This is a genomic window from Flavobacterium tagetis (assembly GCF_016735615.1).
Classification (GTDB): domain Bacteria; phylum Bacteroidota; class Bacteroidia; order Flavobacteriales; family Flavobacteriaceae; genus Flavobacterium; species Flavobacterium tagetis.
The window spans coordinates 777,282-789,435 of record NZ_JAERSF010000001.1 but is presented as its reverse complement, the minus strand read 5'-3'; the positions used below and the strand labels follow the sequence as shown (position 1 = coordinate 789,435).

Annotated in this window: 10 protein-coding genes and 2 tRNA genes; 7 read left to right on the top strand and 5 right to left on the bottom strand. The window is 34.9% G+C overall.

Features of this window, described 5'->3' with window-relative positions; genetic code table 11:
- Window positions 1–195 precede the first annotated feature (195 nt).
- Complete coding sequence (gene trxA, locus JI750_RS03455; RefSeq protein WP_008466289.1) at window positions 196–513, top strand: thioredoxin; 318 nt, start codon at window positions 196–198, stop codon at window positions 511–513.
- A gap of 164 nt (window positions 514–677) precedes the next feature.
- Here trxA and JI750_RS03450 read toward each other — a convergent pair whose 3' ends face one another.
- From JI750_RS03450 to JI750_RS03430, 5 genes are all read right to left on the bottom strand, one after another.
- On the bottom strand, window positions 678–1,901 hold the full coding sequence (locus tag JI750_RS03450; protein ID WP_201998979.1) for a hypothetical protein: 1,224 nt from the start codon (window positions 1,899–1,901) through the stop codon (window positions 678–680).
- 51 nt (window positions 1,902–1,952) lie between these two features.
- Entirely contained in the window at window positions 1,953–4,160 is a 2,208-nt protein-coding gene (locus JI750_RS03445) for a TonB-dependent receptor (protein ID WP_236672966.1), read from the bottom strand.
- Window positions 4,161–4,170: 10 nt separating this feature from the next.
- The gene (locus JI750_RS03440; protein ID WP_201998978.1) at window positions 4,171–4,641 is read right to left on the bottom strand and encodes a DUF4625 domain-containing protein; all 471 of its coding nucleotides are present in this window, start codon (window positions 4,639–4,641) and stop codon (window positions 4,171–4,173) included.
- A 4-nt stretch (window positions 4,642–4,645) separates the two neighbouring features.
- On the bottom strand, window positions 4,646–5,068 hold the full coding sequence (locus tag JI750_RS03435; protein ID WP_201998977.1) for a DUF4625 domain-containing protein: 423 nt from the start codon (window positions 5,066–5,068) through the stop codon (window positions 4,646–4,648).
- 457 nt (window positions 5,069–5,525) lie between these two features.
- Window positions 5,526–5,876 carry a hypothetical protein gene (locus tag JI750_RS03430; RefSeq protein ID WP_201998976.1) on the bottom strand — a complete coding sequence of 117 codons (351 nt, stop codon included), beginning with the start codon at window positions 5,874–5,876 and terminating at the stop codon, window positions 5,526–5,528.
- Between the two features lie 157 nt (window positions 5,877–6,033).
- Here JI750_RS03430 and JI750_RS03425 point away from each other — a divergent pair, with 157 nt between their 5' ends.
- The 6 genes from JI750_RS03425 to JI750_RS03400 all read left to right on the top strand — a co-directional run bounded on the left by JI750_RS03425 (window position 6,034) and on the right by JI750_RS03400 (window position 11,737).
- Window positions 6,034–8,601 carry a M1 family aminopeptidase gene (locus tag JI750_RS03425; protein ID WP_201998975.1) on the top strand — a complete coding sequence of 856 codons (2,568 nt, stop codon included), beginning with the start codon at window positions 6,034–6,036 and terminating at the stop codon, window positions 8,599–8,601.
- On the top strand, window positions 8,598–9,524 hold the full coding sequence (locus JI750_RS03420) for a DUF58 domain-containing protein (protein ID WP_201998974.1): 927 nt from the start codon (window positions 8,598–8,600) through the stop codon (window positions 9,522–9,524). Before JI750_RS03425 ends, JI750_RS03420 begins: the two co-directional genes overlap by 4 nt.
- An 86-nt stretch (window positions 9,525–9,610) precedes the next feature.
- Window positions 9,611–9,684, top strand: a tRNA-Asp gene (locus tag JI750_RS03415).
- A 569-nt stretch (window positions 9,685–10,253) separates the two neighbouring features.
- Window positions 10,254–10,327: transfer RNA gene (locus JI750_RS03410), tRNA-Asp, on the top strand.
- A 63-nt stretch (window positions 10,328–10,390) separates the two neighbouring features.
- Entirely contained in the window at window positions 10,391–10,636 is a 246-nt protein-coding gene (locus JI750_RS03405; protein ID WP_201998973.1) for a GIY-YIG nuclease family protein, read from the top strand.
- Window positions 10,637–10,915: 279 nt separating this feature from the next.
- Window positions 10,916–11,737: an AraC family transcriptional regulator gene (locus JI750_RS03400; RefSeq protein WP_201998972.1), complete on the top strand. Its 822-nt coding sequence runs from the start codon at window positions 10,916–10,918 to the stop codon at window positions 11,735–11,737.
- Window positions 11,738–12,154 lie beyond the last annotated feature (417 nt).

Here is a 12,154-nt window from a genome sequence, read left to right as displayed (position 1 = left end):
AAAACATTAACTTTTTATTGGTTTGATTTTCAAGTAAATAAATTGTAATTTTAAAGTTAAATAGCTTATAATTAATGATAATACATTTATAACGAAAACTAATTTAGTAATGGTGTTTGATTTATTTTAAATTTTTAAATTTGTACTGTAGTTTGAAAGTTAATATTTCAGACCTAATTTTAATCTTAATATATTATGGCATTAGCAATAACAGATGCTACTTTTGATGAAGTAGTTTTAAAATCAGATAAACCAGTAATGGTAGATTTTTGGGCAGCATGGTGTGGTCCTTGTAGAATGGTTGGTCCAATCATTGACCAATTAAGCGAAGAGTACGCTGGTAAAGTAGTTGTTGGTAAAGTAGATGTAGATGCTAACCAAGAATTTGCTGCAAAATATGGTGTGCGTAACATACCAACCGTTTTGGTGTTTCAAAATGGTGAAGTAGTAGGAAAACAAGTAGGAGTAGCTCCGAAACAAGCCTACGCAGATAGTTTAGACGCTTTATTGTAATCTTAGATTGCAATTTATATAAAAAAGGTTTGACGAAAGTCAAACCTTTTTTATTTTATTTTTTTGCCACGACCCGACCGATAGCGAACAGGCGAAGCAATTTCACGAATTAACACTAATTAAATTTGTGGAAATTTGTGAAATTCGTGGCATCGAACCTTTTATTAATGGCTGTGAGTTTCACTGTTTTCATAACCTAAAACCGTAATCATATAAGGCGTGCTAGAAACCTTAGTCTTTTTGATTGCCAATGTAGAAAGGTTTACCTGTACTAATTCTCCAGTTGTTGGCGAAGTAATATAAGCAAAACGATCTGTAACTGCCATTTGAGGTTTTAATGTGGCATCTGTAGCTGTTTCTGCAATCGCTTTAGTTTCTTTTATAGCTTGTAAACTGTTGATATCATAAAGTCTAAACTCTCCAGAATGCAATAAAACAGCTAGTTTTTTACGATCGTAACTCGTTTTGCATTGCATAATGGTTGTATTCGCAATAATTGGTTTTACGGTATTAGCCACTACATCAATTAAATAAGCGCCTTTTGTGGCAGTGTAACCAATGAATTTTCCTGTCGAAGCCGTTTCTAAAATACTTCCAAACCAAGCTGTTCCAAAATCTGTTGGATGATCAATTAGTTTTTGGTTTCCGTTGCTTTCTACAACCAAAATTCCGCTTGACGAACCAAAAACAGCATAAACACCGTCTGAAGCGTTTCCGTGAATTCCTTTTGTCGCAATTTTAGCATCAAAAAGTGTTTTTCCTGTGTTATCAATGATTTTTACTTTTTCAGGAAGCGTTCCTGTTACTGAATTATCTTTTACTGTAATCGCATAAGTTCCGTTTGTAAAAGTCGCCATTGCACCGTGATGCGCCAATAAGCCTGCATTTATCGTTTTGAACGTTGAACCAGCTTTGTTCACATCGGCTTCTTTACCAACAGAAAGCGTTCCGTCTCCGTCGTTAAAAGTTAGGATTTCTCCAATTTTACTTTTAAAATGCGTTGGTTTTAATGCGCTTGTCGCTAAAACTCCAAATTTCGGAACATCATCTACATCAATATGATCGCCGTGTAATTCCAATCCGCTGTCGAAAGTTTCTACAAAATTATTGTCTCTGTGAACAAGTCCTGCATAACGTCCAGATTCTGTTGTGTATAAAGAGGCTTTAGCAAATTTTGCCGTAAAAGAACTGATTTTATCTTCATGCGGATCAAAAAGCGTTAGCTCTGTAGTTTTTTCGTCAGAAAGTAAAACTCTAACAAATGTATGTTCTTCCGAAGTGTCGTGATCATGATCATGATCGTCGTGGTTGTCATCGTCGTTGCTACATGAAACCGCAAAAAGCGATAAAGCAAATAAAAATAGTAGTTTGTAAAACTTGTTTTTCATTGTAATAAAGGGTTTAAAATTTGTAAATAATTGAGTTTTGAATGGTTGAACTTATCGCGAAACCGAAAACGGAATTTTCATAGAAACAATAATGTTTCGTCCCGCTTCTGGAAGTTCGATAAGTCGGTAAAAGCTGGTATGATTTAAATATCTTGTATTAAATAAATTCTGGATCTGAATATTGATGCTGATATCCTGTTTTCCGGTCTTAACTTTTGAGCCAAAAGCCACATTAAAAACATGACTTTCAGCCGTTTTTTTCTCAGGCGGAACGATATTGTTTTGCTGTGCCGTAAAACGATAATCAACAGAAAAATAAGGTTCTTTTAAAAATGGGATTTGAGGTTCATAATTCAATCCAAACAAAACAGAAGGCGGTGGAGAAAAAGGAAGTGTATAACCTTTTTTACTGCCTGATTTTTGTTCCGAATAAAGATATTCGGCACCGATTTCTGCACTTAAAGATTTTAGGAAATAATATCTCGTCTGAAATTCTGCGCCATAGCGAAAGACTTTGCTTTGTTCATATTCAAAAACCTGATTTCCTGCGCCGTAATAAATATCATGAGCCGAGGTTGGATTGAGATAAATGAAATTTGGAAAATAGTTTACAAACGGAGTCAGTTGAAAAGAGAAGTTTTGCGCTTTCCATTCCATACCTAAATCCAATTGATACGAACGTTCGGCATCTAAATTCGGATTTCCTTTTTCGAATCGGAAATAATGATAATTTACGCCGTTTGAAGCCAGTTCTTTGGCAATTGGCATTCTAAAACTAGAACCCAAATTGGCTTTCAGCGAAAGTTTTCCAGGATTGTAATTTGCACCAATCGACCATGTAAAACTGTCAAAAGTTTTGGTCAAATCTTGAGAACGCTGTAAATATTCCAATTCCGTTTGATTGTTTTCGGAAACCGGACTTTGAAACCAATCGTAATACGATTTCATTTTTATTTTTCCGTAATCGTAACGAACAGCGCCGTTTAAAAACCACTTTTCGTTCAGTTCAATTTTATCGTAAGCAAATAAACCCGCGTTGAATTGTGTGAAAGACGGAATTAAAAAGCTCCATCCGCCAATTTCATTTTGCTGAAAAACTACATTCGAACCAACCGTAATTTGATGATTTTGAATTCTGAATTCATCTTTAGCAGAAAACGACCAAACATCTTTATCATATTGACGTTCCAAATCTTGCGGAGCGTACATGTCTTCAGGATAAATTGGAGGCATATAGCCGTGATTGACATAATGGCTATATTCTCTTCTAAAATTATTCTGAAAACCAATCTGCGTCTCAAAAGCATGATTTCCCAACCGAAAAGAAGTCGTATTGCTAACCTTTAAATGGTTAACCTGCTGATAAGGCATCAAAATATCACGGCTCGATTTGTCGTGTAATTCTAGATCTACATTTCTAGGTTCGAGTCCATGCGCATTCGCGAAAAATCCGCTTTTAGTATGCACATTACTGAAATAGAAAACAGATTTTAAATGTTCTCCAGAATAACCTGTGCTCAAATGAAAATCGAGTTCTTTTCCAGCCGTATTTCGCAAATGATTTTTGTATAACGGAACGGCATAGCTATATACATGAACCACATCGGTCGGAACGCGATAATCGCCATAATCCATTGTGGTAACTCGAGAATCAAAGAACCAATTTTTGTTTCTTCCAAATAAATTAATAGAACTTCCCAATTGTGCATTGTTGCTTTTTCCGGTAAGATCAACACTTCCGCCAAAAGTGTTTTGCAACGGAAGAGGCAAAGGTTTAATGTTTATCGCGCCGCCCACAGCATCAGATCCGTAGATAAATGAAGAAGGACCTTTTATAATTTCTACCCGATTTACAGCATATTGATCGATTTCTAATCCGTGATCAGCGCCCCATTGTTGGCCTTCGTGTTTCAAACCATTCTCCACCACAATAACCTGATTGAAACTCAAGCCACGAATAAGCGGTTTTGAACCTCCAGAACCAATCGAAATAGTTTTAACGCCAGGTAATTTTTGCAAAGACTGCATCAAACTCCCGCCAAGATTACGCTGAATAAAACTGTTGTTTACCGTTTCAACATTCAGCGATTCTTCTTTTTTGTTTTTTTGAACAGCATTATTGCTGATTAAAACTTCGTCAAGTTCCTTGATTTCTGGTTTCTTTTCTGAAGGCTTATTCTGAGAAACGGCTTCCGTCGTAATTAATAAACTGATGAGTAAAAAACAATATTTCCAATATATGGATAGGGCATTCTTCATTAATCTGATCTTATAAAATTTTAATACTTAAACCTTTCAGCGTCTGCCAGCCTTCTTTATCCGTCAAGCGAATCATAAAATGATAATCTCCGGGATCAACATCCGCAGGAACGGTGATTTGTGCTGTTGCTTCGTAAGTTTTTACTCCGTTTGGAATAGTATAATTGTTGATGAAAAGCATTGGTTTTACAGGACTTTTTACAGCTTCCATTTCACAAGTTGTCACTTCTGTACTGTGTGTATGATGATCGAAATTGTGATGAATGTCAAGGCTGTAAGAACCCAAAGCGACATTGTCATTAAAAGTGGCTTTGAAAGTGAAAGTTTTTCCGCGTTCGATCGTGTTGCATTGAATCGGAAAAGCATTCGTCCCAGTGATGTCAATTACAGGATATTCGGTGTCAATTTCGGCTTTGTCGCTGGAGCAGGATGAAATAAAAGTAAGAGCCAAAATGGCCATTAAAAGCTTTAATTGTTTCATGTTTTTAATTTATAATAGTTAAGTTTTTCTTCACTTCTAACTTGCTTCCGTTTTGATCGTTTACTATAATGATGAAGTCGTATTTCCCTGCTACAGCATCTTCTGGGATATCAAAATGCTTATGTACATTGGCATTTTTTGCGCCCGCATATTGCGTCCACGTAATTTCGTGCGACCAGACTTTTGAGTATGTTTCGGTGCTTCTCTGCACAATTTTTACTTGCACATTTTCGATTTTGTCAGCAGCAGTTACTTCTGCATTAAAATGGAAATCTACACCAATAGTTGCTGTTTCGCTGTTGCTAAGACCCAGTTCAATTTTATTAATTTTAGGAATCGCTTGTTTTTGTTCTGAATTGTCGTTACTGCAGCTTGTAAAAGCAATTGCCGCAAAAAGCGAGGTCAGAATGAGTTTAGTTGTTTTCATTTTTTTCTAATTTGATTTTGATCATTTTATAAAGGGTATTTGGGTTGTAAAAGAGGTTATAAATACTTTTAAGCTTTTTTAGCTAAAGACATTAGGTTAAGATTTTTTCTTTAAGGTTTTCTTTGATTTAGCTCTCGCAAAGTCGCGAAGACGCAAAGAAAATTGTCCTAAACTCTGCGTCTTCGCGACTTTGCGAGAACAAACAAATGCTTAAAACGGTACAGCCGTAACTAAAACCGGAATTGGGATCTAGTTCGAATTTGTTAATCGATAAAAAGTTGAGGTTTTCTTGTGCGGAAAAAGCGGAAAACAATAATAATATCAATGACAATATCAATGACAATACTTGTTTAATTGCTTAAATGAATGAAATCGCTATTTAATGATTCAAGATTTTGAAATCATTAAAACAAGTAAATAGCCGAATTGCCAAAGCAAAACAGAGCACAAAAAAATATTAAAGTGTAAAAGGCGGGGCTCGAAGTGAGAAAAGAGCGCCCTTAAAAAATGCAAAATGCGGTTTGCTGTAAAAGCTAATGTGTTTTACAACAGGATTATTCTTGAAAAACTGAAAAGCATTGATTTCAAATGTGCCAACTGCACTGAATTTAAAATCGCAAATCGAGCATTTATGAAACGAATGCAGTTTGGCTTTAAATTGTGGTTTTTCGGAAATAGAAAACTCTAATTTCTCTTTGCAATTATGAGTGTCTAAAATATGCTCATACGAATGGACAGCCGGAAAAAGTATTGCGAACAATACAATCAAAGGCATCAAGAGATTTATAAATTTAAGTTTCTTTTTCATTCGTGAAGATTAACTTCTAGATGAGGTTTTTTACGCTGTTTAATGCAATAGTGTTGCAAATATAGAAATCTTATTCTTAAATGCAATGTTGTTGCAGTAATTGTTTGCGAAAAATCAATGCATTTGTTAATTTTAGCAAATCTTATATTCCTTAAAAATGAAAATTTTCTACAGCCTTCTTTGTTTTTTTATTTTGATTTTCAATAGTTTTTCTCAGTCAAAAGCAAATGAATTATTTGAAAACGGCGTTTCTGAACAGTTGGCACATTTTCGTAAAAAACAGATTTCAGATCTTCAATACACTTTGTTTTTTGAAATTCCGAATCAGAAAGCAGAAAATATAAACTCTAATTTGATTGTAAATTTGAGTTTGTCAGATTTAAGTCAGCCTTTGATTTTAGATTTTAAAGAGAAAACTTCCAATATAAAAACGGTTGAAGCAAACGGAAAAAAGCTTTCTATTGTTCATGAAAATGGTCATATTATAATTCCGATTTCGACTTTGGTTTCAGGAAAAAATACGGTTTCGATTTCATTTATTGCAGGTAATTTGTCATTAAATAGAAACGATGATTTCCTATACACTTTATTAGTTCCAGACCGTGCCAGTACTTTATTTCCTTGTTTTGATCAGCCAGATTTGAAAGCGACTTACAAACTCAGACTTTCTGTGCCAAAAGATTGGTCGGTTTTGGCTGGAGCCGATGTCGTGGAGAAACTCGAGAAGGGAGATTTTACATCTTACACTTTTGGAGAATCGGACAAAATGAGTACGTATTTGTTTTCTTTTGTTGCAGGAAAATTCAAAAGCGCGACACAAAAGCCAGGTTTAGAAATGACGATGTTGTATCGTGAAAATAGCCCAGAGAAATTTCGCGTAAGCGCTGATACTATTTTCAATTTGCATCAGCAATCGTTAGACTTTTTAGAAAAATATACCAATTATAAATTTCCGTTTCAGAAGTTAGATTTCGCTTCAATTCCTGTTTTTCAATATGGTGGAATGGAGCATGTCGGCGCAATTCAATACAGAGAATCAACTTTGTTTCTGGACAACAGCGCAACCGACACCGAAAAACTAAACCGAGCAAAACTCATCGCACACGAAACCTCACATATGTGGTTTGGCGATTTGGTAACCATGAAATGGTTTGATGATGTTTGGATGAAAGAGGTTTTTGCCAACTTCATGGCCGATAAAATCATGAATCCGATTTTTCCGAAAGTCAATCATAATCTGCAATTTTTTACGGCGCATTATCCTAGCGCTTTCGCGGAAGATCGATCTTTAGGAACACATCCGATCAAGCAGCATTTGGCAAATTTGAAAGATGCGGGTTCGTTGTATGGTGCGATTATTTACAACAAAGCGCCAATTATGATGCGTCAGTTAGAGGCTTCGATGGGCAAGGAAGCGTTCCAGAAAGGAATTCAAAAATACATTCAGAAATACGCCAACGACAATGCTGATTGGAATAATCTGGTAGAACTTCTCGATGCTGAAACTCCGCTTGATATGAAAAAATGGAGCGATGTCTGGGTAAATAAATCGGGAAGAGCCATTTTTATGGATCAAATAGAATATGATACTAAAAACCGAATCAAAAGTTTTGAAATTCAGCAAAAAGCAGAAGATAAATCAGAGAATATATGGCCTCAGGTTTTTCAGATAGGTTTAGTTTATGCTAAAGAGGTAAAAGTTTTATCAATCAATATTAATGACAAAAATACTGTTGTAAAAGAAGCTATAGGAATTGAAAAACCGCTTGCGATTGTTTACAATTATAATGGTTTTGGGTACGGTGTTTTTCCGCTTGACGGGAATAATTTAAATTATATTGCTGATTTGAAAGATGAAATGGCTAGAGCTTCCAGTTATAGTAATCTTTATGAAAATACTTTGATTGGAAATGTTTCGCCAGAAAAGGCTTTTGATTGTTTTTTAAAGGGAATTCAAACAGAACAAAACGAATTGGTTTTGAGAATTGTTTCGGGAAGTTTAAATACGATTTATTGGAGATTTTTTACCGAAAAACAGCAGAACAAATTGCAGAAAAAACTTGAAGGCGTTTTATACGAGCGTTTGCAGGCTAATTTATCATCTAATATCAAAAAGACATTATTCGGATTATTCAGTTCGATTGCGTATTCTAATTCGGCGAAAGCCAGTTTATATAAGGTTTGGAACAGAGAAATTTCTATTCCGAATTTGAAATTAAACGAAGACGATTACACCAATATGGCGATGAATCTGGCGATTTTCAACCATTCAAAAGCCGATGAAATCTTGGAAAAAACCAGAACTTCGTTTACAAATCCGGACAAACAAAAGCGTTTTGAGTTTTTGCTTCCGTCATTATCGAAAGATGAATCGGTTCGAAATGCTTTTATGGAATCTTTGAAAGACGATGCAAACCGTGAAAAAGAATCTTGGGTTTCTGTTGGTTTGGCAAATGTAAATCATCCACTTCGTCAGGAAAGTGCACAAAAGTATATTAGATTTTCACTAGATTTGGTTGATGAAATTCAGCGTACAGGAGATATTTTCTTTCCAAAAGACTGGCTGGATAATACCGTTGGGAAATATTCGTCAAAATTTGCTTTTGATGAAGTACAGCGATTCTTAAAAGAAAACCCTAATTTTAGTCCGATCTTGAAACGCAAATTGTTTCAGGCGACAGATTTGCTTTATAAAGCACAAAATATTAAAAAGGAAACCGAATGAAAATCGAATCGGAAATAGAAAAAGTCTCCAGTTTTCAGCATCTCGAAATGCTGGCGAATCAGGTTGTGGAAGGTTTTATATCGGGAATGCACAAGAGTCCGTTTCATGGATTTTCGGCCGAATTTGCCGAACATAAAGTCTATAATGCAGGCGAAAGCACCAAACATATCGACTGGAAATTGTTTGCCAAAACCGATCGTTTGTACACGAAACGTTTTGAGGAAGAAACGAATTTGCGTTGTCATTTGATTGTAGACAATTCGTCATCGATGCATTATCCTGAACTAAAATCGAATCAGCCTTTTTATGAAAAGAAGATTGGTTTTGCGGTTTTGGCTTCGGCGGTTTTGATGAATATTTTAAAGAAACAGCGTGATGCAGTTGGTTTAAGCGTTTTCTCAGATAAATACGAATATTACGCTCCCGAGAAAGGAAGTGATCGCCATCATAGAATGCTTTTGAACAAATTGGAAGAATTATTGGTTCAACCAAAAGTCAAAAAAACGACTGATACGATTACGTATCTGCATCAAATAGCAGAGAAAATGCATCGCCGTTCGATGATTATTTTGTTTACCGATATGTTTCAGACCGAAGATGATGAGAAACTATTCAACGCATTACAGCATTTAAAACACAACAAACACAAAGTAGTTTTGTTTCATGTAGTTGATAATGAAACGGAATTGAAGTTTGATTTTGATAATACGCCAAGAAAATTCATTGACTTAGAATCGGGAGATGAGGTGTCTATTTTTGCGGATAATGTAAAAGAAGAGTACGAAAAAAGGGTAGAGACTTATTTTAAAAACTTGGCTTTAACCTGCGCAAAGAACCAAATTAAGTACGTTCCGGTAAATGTTGGCGATAATTTTGAAAAAATATTGACTACATATTTGGTTGAAAAACAAAACTTTGGGTGATATTTTAAAAAATAATTTCATTTTTTTTATAAAAACACTTGCAGAAACGAAATTCTGTTATATCTTTGCAACCGCAATAACGCAGAGGTTTGGTAGTTCAGTTGGTTAGAATACATGCCTGTCACGCATGGGGTCGCGGGTTCGAGTCCCGTCCAGACCGCAATATTGGGAGAAGCCTTTCTATTAAGAAAGGCTTTTTTGCCCAAAAACGGTATCTAAGATTAGTTGTGTTGTTTTGCTACGACTTTGTAACTCGTAGCTGGTTTAGTAGTTAGACCAATGAAAAGCTTTCCACTTTTGTGGATGGCTTTTTTGATTTAAGACCTTTTGTAAAGGTAAATTCCAAACCCGAAACTTCGAGAAAAATTCCAAATTCCAATTTTATCGTACAGTTTGTCATTTCGACCGAAAAGAGAAATCACACACGTAATTCCAGAAAGATTTAACCGCAAAGAGCGCAAAGAATACGCAAAGTTCGCAAAGGTATTTTTGAGGATGCAAAGTCCACAAAGCTATAATTTAATAAAGCTTTGCTCCAATAGTTATTGGGATTCTGCTTTTAGCCTTGCGCTTTTTGCGGTTAAGTAAAAGAAAGTTCCTACTTTTTAATTAAAACCTGAATTTTTAAAATATTGGAATTTAACCAATTAAAAAAATGTCTAAATTTTATTTGAAAAAACGCTTGCAGAAACGAAAATCTGTTGTATTTTTGCACTCGCAATAACGCAGGGTTTGGTAGTTCAGTTGGTTAGAATACATGCCTGTCACGCATGGGGTCGCGGGTTCGAGTCCCGTCCAGACCGCCTAAGTTTGTAAAATGCCTCTCATTATGAGAGGCATTTTTTTTTACTATTAAGTTTTAATTTATGTTTTACGTTTATATAATTTATTCTAAAACTTTTGATGTTTATTATAAAGGTTTTAGTGAAGATATTTCTCAAAGGTTGCTTTATCATAATGAAAATAGAAGTAGATATACGGCTAATAAAGGACCATGGAAATTGGTTTATTCGAAAGCATTTGAAACTAAAAAAGAAGCTTTGGTTGAAGAATTGAGGTTAAAAAAGCTAAATAGAAAATCTCTTGAAGCTTTAATTTACGGCCAAAAATAAGAAAGGTTAAGCAGGTTAGAATACATGTCTGGCATCTCGTCTAGAGACGAGACGGGTTCGAGTCCCGTCCAGACCGCCTAAGTTTGTAGAAAGCTTCTCTTAATGAGAAGCTTTTTTGCTTTTATACAGTTTATGAAATTTAACAGCAAAGAGCGCTAAGATTTACGCAAAGTTCGCAAAGTTTTATTCGTATAGCTTTGCGAACTTTGCGTTTATAAGCGTAATCTTAAGAAAAAATCTTTGCGTGCTTTGCGGTTAAAATTCTCCTATCTTTATACTATGGAACAATCAACATTCAAAATAGATAAATATTATATCAAGAAAGTAGATGCTGATAAAAAAAGCATTTACTGTCATCATGATATAATGGGAGAATTGCTGGTTCCAACACATAAACACAACAAGGCGCAAATGTTATATGCGGAGGGTGATGTAGTTTTTGTGACAACTGAAACCAAATCATATTTTTTGCCTGCAAGACATTTTATTTGGATTCCTGCTGGATTAGAGCATAGTATTGAGCCGAAGTCGGAACACGTAATGATGCGAAATTTATATTTCCCGGTTGAAAAGGATGAAGATGATTTCTACAAAAGTGAAGGCATTTACCCAGTAAACAATTTATTGCTTCAAATGATGATGTTTACTAATCAATGGAACGGAGATTTGAAAAAGGGAAGTCCGAGTTTTGTCATTGCAAAAGCTATAAAGGCAATTCTTCCTCAAATATGTCATACGAATTTACCCTTAGAACTCCCTCAGCCCAAAGATAAACGATTAGGAAAAATTCTTCGACATATTGAAAATAACCTCGGAGAAACTATTCTCTTTGCTGATGTGGCTCATGAATTTGGCTTTAGCGAACGCTCTTTGTATCGCTTATTTCAAAAAGATCTCAAGATGTCTTTTATTCAATATTACACTATTCGAAGAATTCTTAAAGCGATTGAACTTTTATTAGAAAGAAAACTTTCGGTAAAAGAGGTAGCTCTAGAAGTTGGGTATAATAGTGTTCCGACCTTTAGTAACACTTTTTTCAAGATTTTAGGCCAAAGACCTTCTGATTACTTAAACAGAGAAGAGATTTTAGGACGAAAGTAAAAATTTTGTTTCACGCAGATTTTAATAGATTTTAGCTGATTTTGAAGATTCTTTTTGTTCCATGCGTAAAAAAAAATCTCTCGCAGATTCCGCAGATTTGAGAGACTTTTTTAAATGCTTTATAATCTGCACAATCTGCCAAATCTGCGAGAACAAAAAATAAAAATCTGCGCCTTCTGCTCAAAACTATTAAAATCTGCGTGAAATATCACAATTCAAACCTATTTTGTAATAAATTGTTTTTCAGTGTTTTAATATAGCGTTTTCGGGAAATACAATTTTAACATTTGTCCGAAATGAATATGTTATTGACTTTTTAGAATCATCAGCCAATTAAAAAATGAAGGAACTTTGCAGCATAAATTATTCAAATATTCATGTTCCTTACAAAAACAAACTCTAAAGAAGATTGTTTTC